17 protein-coding genes are annotated in these 19,125 nt (G+C 66.9%); 12 read left to right on the forward strand and 5 right to left on the reverse strand.

The window, feature by feature from the left end:
• Positions 1 to 215: 215 nt before the first annotated feature.
• A complete protein-coding gene (locus ABFO07_RS21830) occupies positions 216 to 2,507 on the forward strand; it encodes a heavy metal translocating P-type ATPase (protein ID WP_060015116.1) in 2,292 nt (763 codons plus the stop codon).
• Between the two features lie 64 nt (positions 2,508 to 2,571).
• On the opposite strand, the gene ABFO07_RS21835 is transcribed toward ABFO07_RS21830, so the two are convergent.
• Positions 2,572 to 2,718, reverse strand: a complete 147-nt coding sequence (locus tag ABFO07_RS21835) for a hypothetical protein (protein ID WP_347469556.1) — start codon at positions 2,716 to 2,718, stop codon at positions 2,572 to 2,574.
• 288 nt (positions 2,719 to 3,006) lie between these two features.
• Here ABFO07_RS21835 and ABFO07_RS21840 point away from each other — a divergent pair, with 288 nt between their 5' ends.
• Entirely contained in the window at positions 3,007 to 3,522 is a 516-nt protein-coding gene (locus ABFO07_RS21840) for a flavodoxin family protein (RefSeq protein WP_322230018.1), read from the forward strand.
• A gap of 551 nt (positions 3,523 to 4,073) precedes the next feature.
• A complete protein-coding gene (locus ABFO07_RS21845) occupies positions 4,074 to 4,655 on the forward strand; it encodes a hemerythrin domain-containing protein (RefSeq protein ID WP_059883460.1) in 582 nt (193 codons plus the stop codon).
• Positions 4,656 to 4,726: 71 nt separating this feature from the next.
• Here ABFO07_RS21845 and ABFO07_RS21850 read toward each other — a convergent pair whose 3' ends face one another.
• Positions 4,727 to 5,098, reverse strand: a complete 372-nt coding sequence (locus ABFO07_RS21850) for a DUF3564 family protein (protein WP_059564053.1) — start codon at positions 5,096 to 5,098, stop codon at positions 4,727 to 4,729.
• Positions 5,099 to 5,575: 477 nt separating this feature from the next.
• Here ABFO07_RS21850 and ABFO07_RS21855 point away from each other — a divergent pair, with 477 nt between their 5' ends.
• Entirely contained in the window at positions 5,576 to 6,241 is a 666-nt protein-coding gene (locus ABFO07_RS21855) for a hypothetical protein (RefSeq protein WP_347469678.1), read from the forward strand.
• Between the two features lie 129 nt (positions 6,242 to 6,370).
• Here ABFO07_RS21855 and ABFO07_RS21860 read toward each other — a convergent pair whose 3' ends face one another.
• Both ABFO07_RS21860 and ABFO07_RS21865 read right to left on the reverse strand, forming a co-directional pair.
• The gene (locus ABFO07_RS21860; protein ID WP_347469557.1) at positions 6,371 to 7,132 is read right to left on the reverse strand and encodes a Tat pathway signal protein; all 762 of its coding nucleotides are present in this window, start codon (positions 7,130 to 7,132) and stop codon (positions 6,371 to 6,373) included.
• Positions 7,133 to 7,164: 32 nt separating this feature from the next.
• A complete protein-coding gene (locus ABFO07_RS21865; RefSeq protein WP_059962978.1) occupies positions 7,165 to 7,986 on the reverse strand; it encodes a hypothetical protein in 822 nt (273 codons plus the stop codon).
• Positions 7,987 to 8,353: 367 nt separating this feature from the next.
• Here ABFO07_RS21865 and ABFO07_RS21870 point away from each other — a divergent pair, with 367 nt between their 5' ends.
• The 8 genes from ABFO07_RS21870 (at position 8,354) to ABFO07_RS21905 (ending at position 16,932) form a co-directional block, all read left to right on the forward strand.
• On the forward strand, positions 8,354 to 8,977 hold the full coding sequence (locus ABFO07_RS21870) for a TetR/AcrR family transcriptional regulator (RefSeq protein WP_059805267.1): 624 nt from the start codon (positions 8,354 to 8,356) through the stop codon (positions 8,975 to 8,977).
• Positions 8,978 to 9,148: 171 nt separating this feature from the next.
• A complete protein-coding gene (locus ABFO07_RS21875; RefSeq protein ID WP_347469558.1) occupies positions 9,149 to 10,192 on the forward strand; it encodes an NADP-dependent oxidoreductase in 1,044 nt (347 codons plus the stop codon).
• 78 nt (positions 10,193 to 10,270) lie between these two features.
• Positions 10,271 to 10,573, forward strand: a complete 303-nt coding sequence (locus ABFO07_RS21880; protein ID WP_059893150.1) for a putative quinol monooxygenase — start codon at positions 10,271 to 10,273, stop codon at positions 10,571 to 10,573.
• 98 nt (positions 10,574 to 10,671) lie between these two features.
• A complete protein-coding gene (locus tag ABFO07_RS21885) occupies positions 10,672 to 11,127 on the forward strand; it encodes a (2Fe-2S)-binding protein (RefSeq protein ID WP_059805275.1) in 456 nt (151 codons plus the stop codon).
• A gap of 1 nt (position 11,128) precedes the next feature.
• Positions 11,129 to 13,348, forward strand: a complete 2,220-nt coding sequence (locus ABFO07_RS21890) for a xanthine dehydrogenase family protein molybdopterin-binding subunit (RefSeq protein WP_347469559.1) — start codon at positions 11,129 to 11,131, stop codon at positions 13,346 to 13,348.
• A 26-nt stretch (positions 13,349 to 13,374) separates the two neighbouring features.
• A complete protein-coding gene (locus ABFO07_RS21895) occupies positions 13,375 to 14,661 on the forward strand; it encodes a c-type cytochrome (RefSeq protein WP_230944952.1) in 1,287 nt (428 codons plus the stop codon).
• A 158-nt stretch (positions 14,662 to 14,819) separates the two neighbouring features.
• Positions 14,820 to 16,265 (forward strand): NAD-dependent succinate-semialdehyde dehydrogenase, encoded by a 1,446-nt coding sequence (locus ABFO07_RS21900; protein WP_060148615.1) that lies wholly within the window; start codon positions 14,820 to 14,822, stop codon positions 16,263 to 16,265.
• A 148-nt stretch (positions 16,266 to 16,413) separates the two neighbouring features.
• On the forward strand, positions 16,414 to 16,932 hold the full coding sequence (locus tag ABFO07_RS21905) for a DinB family protein (RefSeq protein WP_059893144.1): 519 nt from the start codon (positions 16,414 to 16,416) through the stop codon (positions 16,930 to 16,932).
• Positions 16,933 to 17,102: 170 nt separating this feature from the next.
• Here the strand turns inward: ABFO07_RS21905 and ABFO07_RS21910 are convergent, their stop codons facing one another.
• Positions 17,103 to 19,040 carry an SMP-30/gluconolactonase/LRE family protein gene (locus ABFO07_RS21910; RefSeq protein ID WP_347469560.1) on the reverse strand — a complete coding sequence of 646 codons (1,938 nt, stop codon included), beginning with the start codon at positions 19,038 to 19,040 and terminating at the stop codon, positions 17,103 to 17,105.
• Between the last annotated feature and the right edge of the window lie 85 nt (positions 19,041 to 19,125).

Raw genomic sequence — 19,125 nt, forward strand, 5'->3', positions numbered from 1 at the left:
ATCGTGCCGCAACGCATGCGCGCATAGCCGCCAGCGTCCCCATCCAGGGTACAGAGCCGAGTCGACAGCAGCGCCCCGTCCCAATGCGTCGCGGAAACTGTTGATGCCTGTCAAATTTCCATGGGGCGCGATACATAGACTGAAGCGGGAATCCCGTGGCGATTGCGCCCGGAATCCTGATTGCCAGCCGACATTCGACACTTCCCGCGTACGTCATGCCTATCATTCCGCGCTCCGTTGATTTCGCGGTACTGAGCGTCTCCGCAGTCACGCTGGTGGCGGGCTTTGCCTTGACCGCGATCGGCATGAGCGCGCTTGCGCGCGCGATGTGGCTCTGCGGCGCGCTGTCGGTTCTGCTGGCAGTGACCACCTCCATCGCGACGGCATTGGCCAGACGTGAAGCCGGAATCGACGTCCTGGCGTGGCTTGCGATCGGCCTGGCCTTGACGCTCGGCGAATATCTCGCGGGGGCCATCATCGGGCTGATGCTGGCGAGCGGGCGGGCGCTCGAGCAGTACGCGCAACGCAGGGCGCAGCGGGAAATGACGGCGTTGCTGCGCAGGACACCGCATCACGCGGCGCGTTTCGAAAACGGTGAATGGCGCCAGGTGGCCCTGGAGCATGTGGGGCCCGGTGACAGGCTGCTCGTGCGAAGCGGCGAGTTCGTGCCGGTTGACGGTGTGTTGACCGGCGCGGCCGAACTGGACGAATCCATGCTGACCGGTGAATCGGTCGCGCTCCGTCGGCTGCCCGGCGAATCCGTATGCAGCGGGGTGGTCAATGCCGGCACGCCGTTCGAGATGGTGGCCTCTGCGAGCGCCGGCGGCAGCACGTATGCCGGCATCGTCCGCATGGTGCAGTCGGCACAACGGGAACGCAGCCCGGCGGCAAGGCTGGCGGACCGCTACGCATTGGTTTTCGTGCTGATTGCGCTATTGCTGGCCGGCGGAAGCTGGTTGGCGACCGGCGATATCAGGCGCGCGCTCGCCGTGCTCGTCGTCGCGACGCCGTGTCCGCTGATCCTTGCGGTGCCGGTCGCAATCGTCTCCGGCATGTCGCGTTGTGCGAAGCGCGGGATTCTTGTCAAGGGTGGCGGCGCGTTGGAGCGTCTCGCGCAAGCGTCCATCCTCTTTTTCGACAAGACCGGAACGCTCACGGGCGGCCGAGCCCGTCTCGTCTCGATTGAAAGTAGCCCAGGCGTGACGCACGACACCGTACTGCGATTCGCGGCGTCTTTGGCGCAAGCGTCCGGGCATGTGATTTCCGAGGCATTGACCATTGCCGCGCGTGAGCGCCATGTGAATCTGTCATCGCCATCGACAATCCAGGAGTCTCCTGGCGCCGGATTGACCGGGCAGGTGGACGGCCAGGCGGTTGCGATCGGCTCGTTCGCTTTCGTTTCGACACACGCATCGGTCGCGCCATGGAGCGAGCCGCTCCTGAGGCACGTTGGCTACGAAGGCGGATCGGTGGTGTTCGTCGGCGTCGACGGCGTCATGATCGGGGCAGTCCAACTGGCCGACCAGGTTCGGCTCGAGACGCCCAGGGCGCTGCGCCTGCTGCGGCAGGGTGGCGTCAGCCGAATCGTGATGCTGACCGGCGACCGGCGCGACATCGCGGAGACCGTCGGCGCCACGGCAGGCGTCACCGAAGTGAGGGCGGAACAGTCTCCGGCGGACAAGCTCGCGGCCATTCAAGCTGCGCAGCATGAAGGCGTGGTGATCATGGTCGGAGATGGCATCAACGACGCGCCTGCGCTGGCGGCTGCGGACGTCGGCGTGGCAATGGGCGCGCGGGGCGCAGCGGCATCGTCCGAAGCGGCCGACGTCGTGCTGCTGGTCGACCGTCTGGATCGCCTTGTGGAGGCCTTGCGAATTGCGAAGCGGTCCCGTCGGATCGCCGTCGAGAGCGTCACGGCCGGCATGGCGCTGTCGATCGTCGCAATGGGCGTGGCGGCGTTCGGATTCCTGCCGCCCATCGGCGGGGCGATACTGCAGGAAATCATCGACGTTGCGGTAATCATCAATGCGCTGCGGGCTTCGGGAACACGATCGGTATCGAGGGCGGGTGGCCTCGCCTCCATCGACGCGGAGCGGATGAAGGCAGAGCATGTCCGGCTCGCTCCGGTGCTGAAGGAGATAAGAGACCTCGCCGACGAACTGCCGCGCTTGCCCGGAACGGCCGTTCGGACTGCACTCACGGACGTGAACGGCACATTGGCCCGTAGCCTGGTTCCTCACGAAAGGTCCGACGATCTCGATGTTTATCCGGGGCTCGTGCCGCTGTTGGGAGGTGAAGACCCGCTGGCGGCGATGAGCGGCTCGCATCGCGAGATATTCAGGATGACCCGTCTGCTGGAACAAATGGCAACGGACATGCCGCCTGACGGACCGGACTCGGTGGGCTTACGTGAGATTCAGCGCCTGCTGTATGGGCTGGAGGCGGTGGTTCGACTGCATTGCGCTCAGGAAGACGAAATGTTTCATGCACTCGGTGCGGAAAATTAGAAAGCGCGATCGCTGAAATCCGCGTCTAGCAGAAATTGACCGTGAGTACCGTCAACACGCAGTTTCAAGCGGCAATTTCCGATGCGTAGAGTCGGTCCAGCGCGAACCGGTAGAAGAGCCAGGCTGCGACGGCTGTCGGCAGCAGCGCGATGGACAGGAACACCGCAAAGCCGATGCCGCGGCTCCTGAGCGGAATCTCGTCGACGTTCATGCCGGGCAGGCCCACTCAGGTTGATCGGTAGTGCGATCACCGTAAGGGACGTCAGGATCAGCACGCTCCGGTTCGCGTGCTCGCCCAGCCACGACGCACGAATGGCTGCACGGCGGCCCGTCTGCTGCCGTGTGGCCGGCTCGTCGCGCAAACCCGGCCGGCGCCAGCGAACCTTGCAGCCATCGCGAGACGTGCGATTGATGTCGATCAGCGATCGGTCGATTCGCTAGCCTAACCTCGACATATGGCGTGCCTGCATGTTGGGGCGTGGATATCAAGGAGGGTGCCATGTTCGGAGGCAAGATACTCGTGGTGTTCTATTCGCGGACGGGCACGACCCGCAGGACCGGATCCGCACTGGCCGCCATGCTGCATGCCGATATCGAGGAAATCGTCGAAACGCGCGGTCGCGCCGGGCCGTTCGGGTATCTGCGCTCGATCGTCGAGGCGGTCAATCAGAAGCCGGCAGACATCGTTACGCCGAAGCGGGATCCGTCGGCATACGACCTTGTCGTGATCGGTTCGCCGGTGTGGGCAGGCTGCGTATCGTCGCCGGTGCGTTCCTACCTCAACGCGTATTGGCACCAGTTGCCGCGCATCGCGCTCTTTTGCAGCTTCGCGCAGCGTGGCGCGGACTCCGCGCTGGCGCAAATGCGCACGCTGGCACGCAAATCACCGATCGCGGAATGCCAGGTAACGTCGCGCGAAGCACTTCACGACAGCGCCAGTCCGGTTCTGACGACGTTTGCGGAACGGGCGACGCGCCGGTTGCAAGAAGCTATCGCAACAGCGGCAGCGCGCTGACTCGATGCGTCGACGTGCGTCTACCGCCGACCAGCCTGCACACTCAATCTGAACGCACGACGCAGCATGCGTTACCCGCGTTCGGCGAAACAGGCGGCAAATCCTGCATGCAGGAAGAGTCAGCACGCAGCCGTTCGAATCCTGAACGATCGATTGCAGTGCGCTTGAACTGGCTGATCGCATGTGCCGAAGTCACGTCGGCGACATCGTCGTCATCGAGTATCGCAATGGCGACGCCATGCCGATCTTGGCACGATCGTACCGGCAGCGGAGCTCAGCCGGACCTCGAAAACCAGGTGCCGGATCGATGGCAGGCACGCGCAATTCAGTCGGCCGGGTGCCTGTTCAACTCGGCCGAAGCAGGCCGACTTCGCGCGTTGCCGTGCCGGCACACTCTTTGATCTCCCTCAAAGCCGTGGCGTCGGCGCACTTTGATGTCGAGCCGCAGCCGACCAAGATGGAGATTGTGGGCACTGGCTAACGGGCTTGCCGAGCAACCGAGTCGGTCAAGCGATCGCCAGTGCATTTCGCCTGTTTCCGTGGGGTTGGGTATGTCCTCGTTGAAGCCGCGTGCCGCGATCGCCGTAATCCTCCGTGAGCACGAACGGCTGTCTGCCGTCATCGCGGGCATGCGGCGCTATGTCCATCTGCTGGCGGCTGGCAAACCCGTTCCGGGTCTCATGGTGTTCAGGGCGATGCTCTATTACATCCGAGAGTACCCCGAGCAGGTACATCATCCGAAAGAGGAGCGCTACCTGTTTGCGCCATTGCGGGATGCGTCTCCCGAATTCGACGGCGTCCTCGACGAACTGGAGACTCAGCACGCCCGAGGTGACGGGATGCTAACCAATCTCGAGCACGCGCTGACCCGATACGAATTGAAGGGGGCGCCCGCACTCGCGGCCCTGGTGGCGCTGGTGGATGAATATGCCGAGTTCTATTCGGATCACCGGTGCATGGAGGAGACGCTGATATTGCCGGCCGCCAGGCGTTTGCTGACGGAAGAGGACTGGGCGGAACTCGATCTCGCGTTCGGAGCGAATCGCGATCCGTTCGATGGCGTCAAACTCGAAGACGATCTCGGCAAGCTGTTCTCGATGATCGTCAATGCGATTCCGGAAACGGAGGATTAGCGGTTCGCGCGTGCGTTTCGCCCGAGGCTCGTCCACCGAACCGGAATGCCGGCACAGCGCGTGCAACGCGCTCAGCCTGCGTCGTCTGCAAACAGCCGGTGCTCGGGTTCGGCCTGCTCGGTATCGACGCACTGCACGCACCAGCGGCCGGCATCTGGCGTGTGATGGGCGTGCCGGTACCAGCGTGCCATGCCGCATGCACCGACACTCGGCGCCTTGGCATTGCCGGACGCGAAGTCGTCGAGGACGATGAGCGGATGGTCGGAATCGGGCAGGGCAAGCCGGATGCCGTCGCCGGCCCGGGCAAGCGTCCCCCATGACGGCATTGCCATGGCGTCGTGCCCTTCGCACGACCACTTGTGCTCGTCGAAATCAAGCCAGACGATCGCATATGCCGACGGGCCGGCATGCGCGAACGTGTCGAGATGAACGGTGATGCGCACGGCGTACTCCTGTGATGAATGGCTGGTGGCGTCCTCTGACGCGGGCATGGGTCCAGTCTAGGTTTGGCCATGGACCCAACCTTGATGCACGTCAACCGGTTAAGCGACGTGACACCATTGACGCTTGCTGGATCGATGACTTCCGTCGTGATTTTCTTGTGACGCGACCTCCCGCAACGGCCCGTCGAGCCTGACAGGATTCCGACAGTATCGACGCGAGATTCACGACCTGATTGGTCAAAAAATTCCACCACAGGTTGCTATGTGGTCGGAATGGCGGGCCTGTGCGTTTCGCCGGCCGTCAGTTTTGCATTGCAATGCAGCCATTAAGATAAGAAAACTTATCCTGACCGCAACGCGCAAATGCAAACCGGCCCGTCCGGAATTCGCGCTCCGCGACACCGTTCCGGCGCCGCTGTCATAATCGCCGCTCCCGTCGGCAGCGGTTGCCACGCGGGCAGTCGAGAACGATGGCTCATGCCCGACATCGCCTCCGACGAAACCCGCCTCGCCGCCGAAATCGAGCGCATGAAGGCCGACTTCCCGAAAACCCGCGAGCTGTACCGCGAAGCCTGCGCGCTGCTGTTCTTCCGGTTCGGCATCACGCCGACCGCCAACCGGCTGTATCAACGGCGTGCGCTCGAGGCGGACATCGAGCGGCTGCAAACGAACAACACGGAAGGCGATCGCGCACTGGCGCTGGCGCGCGTGGATTTCACCGCGCAACTCGATCGCTTGCGCGACGACGCAAACCGGGCCGAGGAGCGCTTACGCACGTCGGAGAAGCGGGCGCTTCAGGAGATCGATCGCGAACGCACGGCCGCGGCGCGATTGCAGAAGGAACTCGACGCGATGGCGGCGCGCGCCGAAAAGCGCGATGCGCAACATCGCGGCGACCTCGCCGCGTTGCAGGCGCAACTGGGCGACTCGCTGCATCGATGCGGGGTGCTTCAGGGGCAGCTCGACGGAGCGAGCGCGGCCAGCGCCGCGTACGGGAACGAACTCGACACGCTGCGGCGCGAAATGGCGGCGCTTGCGGCGCCTCGCCGGGCGGCGGCACGTCCGGCGAAGGCGGCGGCTTCGGCGCCGACCGTCAGGAAGCAGCGCGCGGCAAAGCCGCGGCCGGGTGCGTCGAGCGAATGACGGAGGCCCGACTGGCCCGATTCGACGATCCGACGGCGAAGCATGTTTCGCGGTTGTCGGTCGAACCTGTCGCCGGATCGAATCGATGGCGACGATCACCGCGACGGGCGCCCGCGGCCCGGGCGTCCGTCATCCGTTCGGATATTCCTGCTTGATCAACGCGAGCCGCAGCAAGCCGAGCCGCGTAGCCACGATGCCGAGCAGATAGAGGTCGCGTCTGCGCTGCACCGGCTGCTGTGCCGACGCGTCGTAGGCGGACGGCAGCGATACGCCCGCGGGCACCGCAGCCTGCATGCCTGCCGCATTCGACATCTGCACGGCGATCGATGCCTGGTCCTGATGCGTGACGATGCCGACTTTGCCGAGCGCCGCGGCCGCGCCGGCCTGCTTGGCGATCGCAGCGGCCACGCCGTCGGGCGTCGGCACGACGTTGCCGGCGCTGGCCGGCGCGGCGGGCAGCGGGATCGACGTCACGCCTGCCGACAACCCGTACTTCGACGCGAGCACGCTGGCCACTTCCTGTTGCGCGACGATCGGCGCCGCGACTTTCCGGCGCAACTGGAACACGGCATCGGCGATCGCCTCGTTCACGGGGCCCGGCACCGGCGCGCTGCCGGAGGCCGCCGCGCGATTGCCGAAGCTGTACGCGACGATCGTGTCGATCTGGCCGGCGTCGACCGTCGGCGGCGTCCATGCGAAGAACGTGTCGAGCAGGTAGCCGGTCTCGTCGGCGGCTACCGCGGCATCGTTCAGTTCGGCCGTCAGCTTGCCGGCCATCTGGCGCTGCAGCTCGGCATCGGTGGCGGGAACATCGGCGGCGAAGCCGGGCGTGGCGGCGCACAGGCCGGCGAGCGCGGGCACGGATGCAAGGAAATGGCGGCGATTTTTCATGTGCGTCGAATGCATGAGGACGGTTGGCACGGTCAACCTTTCGGAAAGGCCAGGGCCGTCGCGACGATCGACCGGGTGGCCATCTGCGACAGCATGTCGTGGACGAGGTAGAGGCTTCGGTTGCGCGTCCAGGGCTGGCCGGATTGCGGGTCGTAGGCGACCGGCAGCGGCACGTCGGCCGCCGCGTACGCCTTCATGCCCGCTTGCTGCGACGTCTGGATGCAGCGCTTCGCGTGGTCGCGGTGGCCGACCACGGCAACGTTGCCCATCGCGGCGGCGCCGCCCGCCCGTGACACGGCGGCGGCGGCCACGCCGGCCGTGCTGAGATACACGATCGTGCCGTCGCTGGCGATCACGGGTTCGATCGACGCCAGCACGTCGGCGCCCATGCCGTACTTCGACGCGAGGAAGCGCGCAATCTCCCATTGCGCATACACCTTCACCGGCTTGAGTGCGTAGATCCGGTGGACGGCATCGGCGAGCGCTTCGTTGACGGGCCCCGGGTCAGGCAGCGCGGCCTGGTTGCCGCCCGTGCTCGACGTGTTGCCGCTCGCCGCGTTCGGGCGATTGCCGAAGCTGTACGCGACGATCGCACCGATCTGGCCGGCCGGAATCGTCGGCAGGCTCCACGTGAAGCCGACGTCCAGCAGCGCCGGCAGCATCGCGTCGACGGTGGCCGGATCGCCGAGCTGGGCATTGAGCCTGGCGACGATCTGTGCCTGCAGTTCGGCGTCGTTCACCGGGCGGGACGAGATGTCGTCGCCGCCGCATGCGCTCAATATGGATGTCGCGGCGAGCGTCGATCCCGCCGCCAGCATGCTTCTGCGCGACAGGTTGGGTGAATGCGTTTTCATGAAATGAGAATGGAAGGGCATCAGTCTGTGGATTGATGACGCGGGATCGTAGTCGGCGTGCATTAAAACCCGGTGAAATTCACCGACTGCATCTACGCGATGCTGCGCTGCTTCGTCGACGGCGAAGCCGGACCGCGAAGCCTGCATTTGAACGGCGTCGGGCAGCGGTCGTGCTCAGGCAGGGCGATGGCAGTCCTGATTATTCGATCGGCAGCCGGAGCAGGTCACACGGCATGCCCTCGGCGCGCGCATGCCGGCGCGCGGGCGCGATACGGCCCCGCTGACGGAATCGGGTAAAGTGCGACTCAAAATACCGGCTGAACATTACTAGACGACCGGTCTAATCGTTGCTACCATACGCCACATCATGAATGCATCTTCAGGCGCGGAAGTCCGCCAGCACATCCTGAACATCGCGAAGCCGATCATGCTCCACAAGGGGTTTTCGGCGGTCGGTCTGAACGAGATTCTCGCCGCGGCGGGCATCCCGAAGGGCTCGTTCTACCATTACTTCGGCTCGAAGGAGGCGTTCGGGGAAGCGCTGCTCGAATCGTATTTCGACGGCTATCTCGAGCATCTCGACAATCTGCTGCTCCGCCAGGCCGGCACGGGCGCCGAGCGCCTGATGAGCTACTGGACCAACTGGCAGCTCACGCAGTGCAACGACGATCCGCAGGGCAAGTGCCTCGCGGTGAAGCTCGGCGCCGAGGTGTCCGATCTGTCCGAGGCGATGCGTTCGGTCCTGCGGCGCGGCACCGCCGCGATCATCGAGCGGCTCGCGGCCGGCATCGAAGCGGGGCTGGCCGACGGTTCGCTGCACGGGATCGACGATTCGCGCCAGACCGCCGCAGTGCTGTACGAGCTGTGGCTCGGGGCGACGCTGCTGGAGAAGATCCACCGCGACCGCAAGGCCATCGAAAACGCGATGGCTGCGACGCTGCGGATGCTGAACCTGCCGGCCGCCGCCGGCGAGCACGGAGCCCAGGAGTAAGCGAGGCGCGCACATGCGCGCCTTATTTTATGTCCCGATATTAGACGACTGGTCTACTTATCATGAGCCGGCGCGCTGGCCATCCGATGCCGGGTGCCGGCGGCCAGGTTGCCGATTTCCTTTCCTGACCGGATCGTGCGATCGCACGCATCCTTATCGACGGAGGTTCACATGTCGCAAAGCAAGACCGGAAACCGCAGGATCGTCCTGAACGCGCGCCCGGCGGGTGCACCCACGCCGAACGATTTCCGCGCCGAAACGGGCGCGGTGCCGGCGCCGGGGCCGGGCCAGGTGCTGCTGCGTACGGTCTGGCTGTCGCTCGACCCGTACATGCGCGGCCGGATGAGCGACGCGCCGTCCTATGCGCCGCCGGTGGAACTGGGCGACGTGATGGTCGGCGGCACGGTCAGCCGCGTCGTTGCGTCGAACCTGCCGGCGTTTCGCGAAGGCGATCTCGTCGTCGCGTCGGGCGGCTGGCAGGACTACGCGCTGTCGGACGGCAGCGACCTGATTCCGCTCGGCCGCGATTTCGCGCACCCGTCATACGCGCTCGGCGTGCTCGGCATGCCGGGCTTCACCGCGTACACGGGCCTGCTCGAGATCGGCGAGCCGAAGGCCGGCGAGACGGTGGTCGTCGCGGCGGCGAGCGGCGCGGTCGGCGCGGTGGTCGGGCAGATCGCGAAGCTGAAGGGCTGCCGCGTGGTCGGCATCGCCGGCGGCGCGGACAAGGTTGCCTATGTGACCGGCACGCTCGGCTTCGACGCGTGCATCGACCACCGCGACCCTGGCTTCGCGAGCCAACTCGCGGCCGCGTGTCCGAACGGCATCGACGTCTATTTCGAGAACGTCGGCGGGGCGGTGTTCGACGCGGTGCTGCCGCTGCTGAACATCGGCGCGCGCGTGCCGGTGTGCGGGCTGATCGCGCATTACAACGACACCGCGCTGCCGGCCGGCCCGGACCGCCTGCCGCTGCTGACGTCGATCCTGCTGCGCAAGCGCATCCGGATGCAGGGCTTCATCATCCTCGATCACTATGCACAGGGTTACGCCACGTTCCTGAAGGAAATGGGCGAATGGGTCGCGCAAGGCAAGGTGAAGGCGCGCGAGGACGTCGTCGACGGCCTGTCCGGCGCGCCTGACGCGCTGATCGGGCTGCTCGCCGGCAAGAACTTCGGCAAGGTCGTCGTGCGCGTCGGTCCCGACGAACTGGCCTGAACCATCATTGGATGGCGCGCGCGGCGCGCCATCGCTCATCCCGATATCCCGATATCTCGATTCGCCCAAGGAAACATCATGTCCATCTACGTATTCGCCACCCTGATCCCGAAACCCGAGCACGTCGCGACGGTCGAGGCCGAACTGCGGCAACTGGTTGCCGCGACCCGCACCGAGCCCGGCAACCGCCGCTACGACCTGTTCCGCGAGGCGGACGGCGCGCCCGGCTTCCACGTCTTCGAGATTTACGACGACGAGCAGGCGCTGGAGGCGCATCGCGCAAGCGCGCACTATGTCGCGTATCGTGCCAAGGCCGGCGAATGGCTCGCGCAGCCGCCGGTCGTCAAGGTGCTGACGGCCGTCGACACGGCCCCGCAGTAACCCGCAGCAACCCGCCCGCGCGAGACAAGCGCGGCGTATCGCGAATCCCGGCGCGCGTCGCGCGCGCCGTCCCCCCACCAGCCAGCCCCGGAGGCTGAATGATCACACTGAACATCAACGGCGCGGACCACGCGGTGGACGCGCCCGCCGACATGCCGCTCCTCTGGGCGCTGCGCGACCTCGTCGGCCTGACCGGCACCAAGTTCGGCTGCGGCATCGCGCAGTGCGGCGCGTGCACCGTGCATCTCGACGGTGTCGCGGCGCGCTCGTGCGTGCTGCCGGTCGCGGCGGTCGCCGGCCGCAAGATCACGACGATCGAGGCGGTCGGCGCGACGCCGGCGGGCCGGAAGGTCCAGCAGGCATGGCGCGAGCTGGACGTGGTGCAGTGCGGCTATTGCCAGTCGGGGCAGGTGATGGCGGCCACCGCGCTGATCGCGGCGAATCCGCACCCGAACGACGCCGACATCGACGCGGCCATGGCGGGCAACATCTGCCGCTGCGGCACCTACAACCGGGTACGCGCGGCGATCAAGCAGGCCGCGAAGGAGGCCTGACATGTCGCGCGGATTGATCCAGGCAGGCCAGGCCGGCGCGGGCGTGTCGCGCCGCAGGTTCCTCAAGTTCGGCATGTCGCTCGGCGCGGCGGCGGGCGGCGGCCTGCTGCTCGGCTTCAGCGTGCCGGCGGCGGGCGGCGATGCGCGGCGCTCGGTGATCGGCGGCGATGCCGATGAAACCCCGCGCGCCGGCGTGTTCGCGCCGAACGCGTTCGTGCAGATCGATCGCAACGGGCAGGTCACGCTCGTGATGCCGAAGGTCGAGATGGGGCAAGGCGTCTATACGTCGTTGCCGATGCTGATCGCCGAGGAGCTCGAGGTGCCGCTGTCGAACGTGACGCTCGACCATGCGCCGCCGAACGAGAAGCTGTTTGCCGATCCGCTGCTCGGCGGCCAGCTCACCGGCGGCTCGACGTCGATCCGTTACGCGTGGGAGCCGATGCGCCGCGCGGGCGCGACCGCGCGCACGCTGCTCGTCGGCGCGGCGGCCAAGCAGTGGAACGTCGATCCGGCGACCTGCCGCGCGGAAAACGGCGAAGTGCTGCATCCGCCGAGCGGGCGCCGCGCGTCGTACGGCCAGCTCGCGGATGCCGCGGCGAAGCTGCCGGTGCCGAAGGACGTCGCGCTGAAGAAGCCGGCCGATTTCAAGCTGATCGGCAAGCCGATCAAGCGCCTCGATTCGCCCGAGAAAGTCGACGGCACCGCGCAGTTCGGGCTCGACGTGCGGCTGCCCGGCATGCTTTACGCGGTGATCGTCAACAGTCCGGTGTTCGGCGGCACGATCGCGAGCATCGACGATACGGCCGCGAAGCGGATCGGCGGCGTGCGCCAGGTCGTGCGCGCGGACAACGCGGTCGCGGTGGTCGGCGATCACACGTGGGCGGCCAAGCGCGGCGCGTCGGCGCTGGTCGTGAAGTGGAACGAAGGCGCGGGCGCGAAGGTGTCGACCAAGGACATCGCCGCGGATCACGCACGCGCGGCGGATAGCGCCAAGGGCGCGGTCGCGCGCAAGGACGGCGACGTCGACAAGGCGTTCGCGAATGCGAAGACGCGCGTCGATGCGGTGTACGAGCAGCCGCTGCTCGCACACGCGACGATGGAGCCGGTCAACTGCACGGTGCACGTGCGGCCCGACGGCTGCGAGATCTGGCTCGGCACCCAGGTGCCGACGCGCGCGCTCGACGCGGTGCAGCGCATCACGGGTTTCCCGCGCGAGAAGATCGTCGTGAACAACCACCTGCTCGGCGGCGGCTTCGGCCGCCGGCTCGAAGTCGACATGGTCGAGCAGGCGGTGAAGATCGCGAAGCAGGTCAACGCGCCCGTCAAGGTGATCTGGACGCGCGAGGAAGACATCCAGCACGACATGTACCGGCCGTACTACTACGACCGGATCTCGGCCGGGCTCGACGCGAACGGCAAGCCGGTGGCGTGGCGGCACCGGATCGTCGGCTCGTCGATCCTCGCGCGCTTCGCGCCGCCGGCCGTCAAGGACGGCGTCGATCCGGACGCGGTCGAGGTGTCCGCCGAACTGCCGTACGACCTGCCGAACCAGCTCGTCGACTATGTGCGGCAGGAGCCGCGCCACGTGCCGACCGCGTTCTGGCGCGGCGTCGGGCCGACGCGCGGCACGTTCGTCGTCGAGAGCTTCATCGACGAGCTGGCCGCGCAGACCAAGACCGACCCCGTGCAGTACCGCCGTGCGCTGCTCGGCAAGACGCCGCGTGCGCGCAACGTGCTCGACGTGGCGACGAAGGCGGCCGGCTGGGGCGCGCCGCTGCCGAAGGGGCAGGGGCGCGGCGTGTCGGTGATGCATGCGTTCGGCAGCTTCTTCTCGATCGTCGTCGACGTCGCGGTGGACGGCGGCGACGTGCAGGTCAAGCGCGTCGTATGCGCGGTCGACTGCGGGATGGCCGTCAACCCGGACACGATCGAGGCGCAGGTGCAGGGCGGCATCATCTTCGGGATCACGGGCGCACTGTACGGCGAGATCACGATCGAGAACGGCCGCGTGGCGCAGAGCAACTTCACCGACTACCGGATGCTGCGGATCGACGAAACGCCGCCGATCGACGTGCATATCGTGAAGAGCGCGGAAGCGCCGGGCGGGATCGGCGAACCGGGCACGGCCGCGACCGCGGCCGCGCTGTCGAACGCGATCTTCGCGGCGACCGGCAAGCGCCTGCGCAAGCTGCCGGTCGGCAACCAGCTCAAAACCGCCTGACATCGAGGTTACGGATGATTCGAAACATGACTCTGGCGCGCGCCGCGCAGGCGCTCGGCGCGGCCGCCGCCGTCACGCTGGCGGCCGGCACGGCCGCGCAGGCCGCCGCGCCCGACGCGGCGCTCGTCGCGCGCGGCGCGTATCTCGCGAAGGCCGGCGACTGCGTCGCGTGCCACACGGCGCCGCGCGGCACGCCGTTCGCGGGCGGCCTGAAGATGGATACGCCGATGGGCGCGATCTACACGACCAACATCACGCCCGACCCGGATACCGGCATCGGCCGCTACACGGAAGGCGACTTCGCGCGTGCGCTGCGCGCGGGCGTCGCGCAGGACGGCCACAACCTGTACCCGGCGATGCCGTATCCGTCGTACGCGAAGCTGAAGGACGACGACGTGAAGGCGCTCTACGCGTATTTCATGCACGGCGTCGAGCCGGTGAAGCAGCCGAATCGCGCGTCCGACATTCCGTGGCCGCTGAACATGCGCTGGCCGCTGAAGCTGTGGAATGCGGTGTTCCTCGATACGACGGCCTACGTGGACAAACCCGGCAAGGATGCGGCGTGGAATCGCGGCGCGTACCTCGTGCAGGGGCTCGGGCACTGCGGGTCGTGCCACACGCCGCGCGGCGTCGGCTTCCAGGAGAAGGCGCTCGACGAGGGCGGCGCGGCGTTCCTGTCCGGCGCGCCGATCGACAACTGGTTCGCGTCGAACCTGACCGGCGAGCACAACACGGGGCTCGGCCGCTGGAGCGAGGCCGACATCGCGCAGTTCCTGAAGACGGGCGCGAACCGGCATGCGACGGCGTTCGGCTCGATGGTGAGCGTGATCAACCACAGCACGCAGGCGCTCACCGACGACGACCTGACGGCGATGTCCCGCTATCTGAAGTCGCTGCCGGCGGCGGGCGGCACGGGCGCGCCGCCTTACCGCGACGATCCGAAGGTGACGCAGGCGGCGCTGCTGCGGCCGGCGAACGACCCGGGCGCGAAGGTGTACACCGCGTACTGCATGCACTGCCACGGCACGGACGGCAAGGCGTTCGCGCCGCTGCTCGCGCCGCTCGCGGGCAATCCGAACGTGCTGGAGCACGACGCGACGTCGCTGATCAACGTGACGCTGAACGGCAGCGAGACGCTGGTGATCGGCGGCGTGCCGTCCGCGTACCCGATGCCGGCGTTCGCGAACCAGCTGAACGACCGGCAGATCGCCGACGTGCTGACGTTCATGCGCGCCGGCTGGAACAACGGCGCGCCGGCCGTGCAGGCGGAGGCGGTCGCGAAGCTGCGCCGGGCGACCCAGGCGGCGCGCTGAGCGCGGCCGCGGGTCGCGCATGAAAGTCGAAAGGCGGGTATGCTGCCTGCCGACGAGGCTGCCGCGGCGCGCATCGCGCGCCGGCGGCGGCCCGGTTCACCGGTGCGCCCTCGTTCGCGAGCCGGCGCGCATTTTTGACGCAAAGCAGAGGTGTCTGGATGGCTAACGTGACTTATACGGATACGCAGCTCCTGATCGACGGCGAGTGGACCGACGCGGCGAGCGGCAAGACGATCGACGTCGTCAACCCGGCGACCGGCAAGGTGATCGGCAAGGTGGCCCATGCGGGCATCGCCGATCTCGACCGCGCGCTGGCCGCTGCGCAGCGCGGCTTCGAGCAATGGCGCCGGGTGCCCGCGCACGAGCGCGCGGCGACGATGCGCAAGGCGGCCGCGCTGGTGCGCGAACGCGCGGACGCGATCGCGCAGCTGATGACGCAGGAGCAGGGCAAGCCGCTCGTCGAGGCGCGCGCCGAAGTGCTGTCGGCGGCGGACATCATCGAATGGTTCGCCGACGAAGGCCGGCGCGTGTACGGCCGGATCGTGCCGCCGCGCAACCTCGGCGCGCAGCAGACGGTCGTGAAGGAGCCGGTCGGCCCGGTCGCCGCGTTCACGCCGTGGAATTTCCCGGTCAACCAGGTGGTGCGCAAGCTGAGCGCCGCGCTCGCGACCGGCTGCTCGTTCCTCGTGAAGGCACCGGAGGAAACCCCGGCGTCGCCGGCCGCGCTGCTGCGCGCGTTCGTCGACGCGGGCGTGCCGGCCGGCGTGATCGGCCTCGTATTCGGCGATCCGGCCGAGATTTCCGGCTACCTGATCCCGCATCCGGTGATCCGCAAGGTGACGTTCACGGGCTCGACGCCGGTCGGCAAGCAGCTCGCCGCGCTCGCGGGCCTGCACATGAAGCGCGCGACGATGGAGCTCGGCGGCCATGCGCCGGTGATCGTCGCCGAGGACGCGGACGTCGCGCTCGCGGTGAAGGCCGCCGGCGGCGCGAAATTCCGCAACGCGGGGCAGGTGTGCATTTCGCCGACGCGCTTCCTCGTGCACAACAGCATCCGCGACGAATTCACGCGCGCGCTGGTCAAGCATGCCGAAGGGCTGAAGGTCGGCAACGGGCTGGAAGAAGGCACGACGCTCGGCGCGCTCGCGAACACGCGCCGGATCGCCGCGATGACGTCGGTCGTCGAGAACGCGCGCGCGGTGGGCGCACGGGTGGAGACGGGCGGCGAGCGGATCGGCACGGAAGGCAACTTCTTCGCGCCGACCGTGCTGGCCGACGTGCCGCTCGAGGCGGACGTGTTCAACAACGAACCGTTCGGCCCGGTCGCGGCGATCCGCGGCTTCGACCGTCTCGAGGACGCGATCGCGGAAGCGAACCGCCTGCCGTACGGCCTCGCGGGCTACGCGTTCACGCGTTCGTTCGCGAACGTCCACCTGCTCACGCAGCGCCTGGAAGTGGGGATGCTGTGGATCAACCAGCCGGCAACGCCGTGGCCGGAAATGCCGTTCGGCGGCGTGAAGGATTCGGGCTATGGGTCGGAAGGCGGGCCGGAGGCGCTCGAGCCGTATCTCGTGACGAAGTCGGTGACGGTGATGGCGGTTTGACGGGTGGTTGAGGGTAGCGATGCCGCCGCTCCACTTTTACAGGGGGCGGCGGTAATTTTTGCGCGGTGAAGAGGGTGTTTCAAGGAGCTCAAATATGTCCACAACCGGTCAGAGCGCATCCGCTCCGTCCCAAACCAACGATTGCACCATGCTCCCCGCATCGGCGGCAGCCACCTTGAAAATGCTGGTGCGCTACAAGAGCTGGGCGAATGCGCTGACGTTCAGAACCGTGATGGAACTACCGGAGGGCGAGGCCCTTCGACCGAGACCGACGCGGTTCGGAAACATGGTGCATACGTTGAACCATGTCTATGTGGTGGACGATATCTTCAGACACCATCTGCAAGGCAAGAAACACGGCTATACCGCGCGCAATACCGACCATGCGCCTGCCGTTGAAGATCTATGGAAAGCCGTTCAGGAAATGGATCGTTGGTACACCGATCTCGTCGACACCTGGTCGGACGAGGATCTTGCGAAAGTCGTCCATTTCGAGTTTGTCGGAGGAGGACGAGGCGCCATGACGCGCGAGCAAATCGTGCTGCATGTCGTGAATCACGGTACATATCACCGTGGTTTTGTCGGCGACATGATGTATCAAGTGCCCTTTACGCCGCCATCAAACGATCTGCCTGTGTTCATCAGAGACCACTATCGGTGCGAGTGACGGGGTGGCATGCCATTCACCCGTCGGCGGCCGGTAGAGGGCGAATTGATCGGCGCTCGGGACTGTTGCAGGGTGGACCGACATGACGGTCTCTGATCGGAAAACAGCACGACGAGACGGGCAGCAAGCGATATCGGGCTTTTCACGCTTCTCGTATTTCGACCCATCGTTCACGGCGTCCAGCGATAAACGTTGATGCTGTTGCCCTTCACGTGGTTCTTCGTCACCACGTACTCGCCCGTCGACCGGCGGTAGGCCCGGATGCTGTACATCGCATCGATCGCGCTGCTGGTATCCACGGTGCTGCTGCTGGTGTTGACCAGCGTGGCGTCGAGGTTGCCGGTGGTGAGGTTGAATGCGTCGACGTTCGGCCGGGCGGGCACGTTGCCGCCGAACCAGTAGCCGACGAACAGATGGTTGCCGGCCGCGTCGATCGACTTCGCGCCGGTCGCGGGCAGCGTGATCACCGGATCGGGCGCGGTGGTGTTGCCCGCGCGCCAGCCGTGATACACCTCGATCCGCGTGCCGATCGCCGTCCAGTCGTTGCCGCCGACGATGCCCTGGCCGAGCACCATCGTGTCGGTGTCCGCGAGGTAGATGATGCGCGTCAGCGGCTGGACGCTCGCGGGAACGGGCGTCGGCACGCCAGGCCCCCATGACGGCTTGCCGTTCGCGTCGAAACCGGCCAACGGGTAGTGATAGATCGAACCGGTCTTGTCGAGGCCGGCCCAAACGTCCCCCTTGCTGTCGAGGCTGAATCCGCTCGAGACGCGCAGGTTCGTATTGAACGCGGGCCCCGGAATCGACGCATCCGGAATGGCGATGTAGCCGTTCGCCGCGTTGAAATGGAAAAAGTAGTAGATCGGCGGGTTCTGGCCGGCCGCCACGAGAATCCGGTGCGCGCCGACCGACGTGAGCAGCCCGAAATGCTCGTCGCGCTGCACGTCGTTCATGTCGATGCGCGGGTCCGACGGGTACGTGAACGGGTCGACGATGTTCGCGACGAAGGTGCCGCCCGCGGTGCCGCCGTAGATGTGCGTGCCGCCATAGAACAGCGCGCCGTCCGTGACCGGGTCCGGCGCGGCGATGCCCTCGAAGTTGAGCGACTGCAGCGTCCACTGCAGGTTGCCGGCGCTGTTGTACGCATGAATGTCGGTGGCGCCGTTGCGGCCGAGATCCCAGCTGCCGCCCCACGGATTGTTGAGCACATAGAGGTTGCCGGCCGTGTCCTTGCCGATGCCGGCGACGCGGGTGAAGCGCTGCGCGCCGACCTGGCCTTTGATGCCCGTCGTGGCGTCGAGATAACCGCCCCGTACGCCGAAGGTGCCGGCCAGCGCCGGCGTGCCCGACACCGTGTAGCGCTTGATGTTCATGTCGGGGCCTTCGTCGCCAACCAGCAACTGCTGCGACGACGCATCGAAATAGAGCGCCGACGGCCGCGACCCGGCGGGCATCCGGATCGTGTTCAGCGGCGTGCCGGACGGGCCGAAGCCGACGATCGTGCCCGCGCTTTTCTGCGCGACCCACACGTTGCCTGCGCCGTCCACGGCGAGCGCGCCGGGGCTCGACACGCCAAGGTCCCGCTGCCATACGCCGGCGGTGGTGAAGACCCGCACGCGGTTGCCGTAGAAATCGCTCGCGTAGAGCAACGCGCCTGCCGTGGCGAGCCCGGTGACGACGTCCACCCGCGGCTGGTTGGTCGACGCGCTGACCTGAATGAGCAGGTCGCGCGCCCTGGTGGCGCGGTTGTAGCGTCCCACCGCGCCGGTGCCGTAGCCGTTGCCGGCTTGCAGCGCGACGAAGATCGACGCGGCGTTGCCCGTGATCGCGCTGCCCTGGAATTCCGCATGCGTGCCGATCGAGCCGAGGCTCTTGCGGTTCTGGTAGATCGCGACGCCGCCCTCGTATTCATCCCACATCGACGCCGTATAGATCACGCCTTCGGGCGCGACCCACATCGAACGCGCGGTGTTGCCGACGTGCGCGTCGAGCGTGCCGTAGGTGTTCGCGATCCAGTCGGTGGTGTTGGGCGCCGCATGGCTCGCGGGCATGATCGTCGCGAGCGCTGCGGCGAGCAGCACGGCATGCATTCGTTTTTTTCCCGCCATGTCCAATGGGCTCCTGAATGGGGCAATCATTCACATGAGTCGATGCATGACGTCCAGCATACCGTCGGCATGTGACAGGACGCGC

The organism is Burkholderia stagnalis (assembly GCF_039848545.1).
Taxonomy (GTDB): Bacteria; Pseudomonadota; Gammaproteobacteria; order Burkholderiales; family Burkholderiaceae; genus Burkholderia; species Burkholderia stagnalis.

Excerpts from the sequence above, each read along its gene's own strand:
- ABFO07_RS21870 (WP_059805267.1), top strand. The coding sequence starts at position 8,354 with ATGAATGCATCTTCAGGCGCGGAAGTCCGCCAGCACATCCTGAACATC.
- ABFO07_RS21895 (WP_230944952.1), top strand. The coding sequence starts at position 13,375 with ATGACTCTGGCGCGCGCCGCGCAGGCGCTCGGCGCGGCCGCCGCCGTC.
- ABFO07_RS21835 (WP_347469556.1), bottom strand. The coding sequence starts at position 2,718 with ATGAACGTCGACGAGATTCCGCTCAGGAGCCGCGGCATCGGCTTTGCG.
- ABFO07_RS21910 (WP_347469560.1), bottom strand. The coding sequence starts at position 19,040 with ATGGCGGGAAAAAAACGAATGCATGCCGTGCTGCTCGCCGCAGCGCTC.
- ABFO07_RS21905 (WP_059893144.1), top strand. The coding sequence starts at position 16,414 with ATGCTCCCCGCATCGGCGGCAGCCACCTTGAAAATGCTGGTGCGCTAC.
- ABFO07_RS21840 (WP_322230018.1), top strand. The coding sequence starts at position 3,007 with ATGTTCGGAGGCAAGATACTCGTGGTGTTCTATTCGCGGACGGGCACG.
- ABFO07_RS21860 (WP_347469557.1), bottom strand. The coding sequence starts at position 7,132 with ATGAAAAATCGCCGCCATTTCCTTGCATCCGTGCCCGCGCTCGCCGGC.
- ABFO07_RS21900 (WP_060148615.1), top strand. The coding sequence starts at position 14,820 with ATGGCTAACGTGACTTATACGGATACGCAGCTCCTGATCGACGGCGAG.
- ABFO07_RS21855 (WP_347469678.1), top strand. The coding sequence starts at position 5,576 with ATGCCCGACATCGCCTCCGACGAAACCCGCCTCGCCGCCGAAATCGAG.
- ABFO07_RS21880 (WP_059893150.1), top strand. The coding sequence starts at position 10,271 with ATGTCCATCTACGTATTCGCCACCCTGATCCCGAAACCCGAGCACGTC.
- ABFO07_RS21865 (WP_059962978.1), bottom strand. The coding sequence starts at position 7,986 with ATGAAAACGCATTCACCCAACCTGTCGCGCAGAAGCATGCTGGCGGCG.
- ABFO07_RS21885 (WP_059805275.1), top strand. The coding sequence starts at position 10,672 with ATGATCACACTGAACATCAACGGCGCGGACCACGCGGTGGACGCGCCC.
- ABFO07_RS21845 (WP_059883460.1), top strand. The coding sequence starts at position 4,074 with ATGTCCTCGTTGAAGCCGCGTGCCGCGATCGCCGTAATCCTCCGTGAG.
- ABFO07_RS21875 (WP_347469558.1), top strand. The coding sequence starts at position 9,149 with ATGTCGCAAAGCAAGACCGGAAACCGCAGGATCGTCCTGAACGCGCGC.
- ABFO07_RS21890 (WP_347469559.1), top strand. The coding sequence starts at position 11,129 with ATGTCGCGCGGATTGATCCAGGCAGGCCAGGCCGGCGCGGGCGTGTCG.
- ABFO07_RS21830 (WP_060015116.1), top strand. The coding sequence starts at position 216 with ATGCCTATCATTCCGCGCTCCGTTGATTTCGCGGTACTGAGCGTCTCC.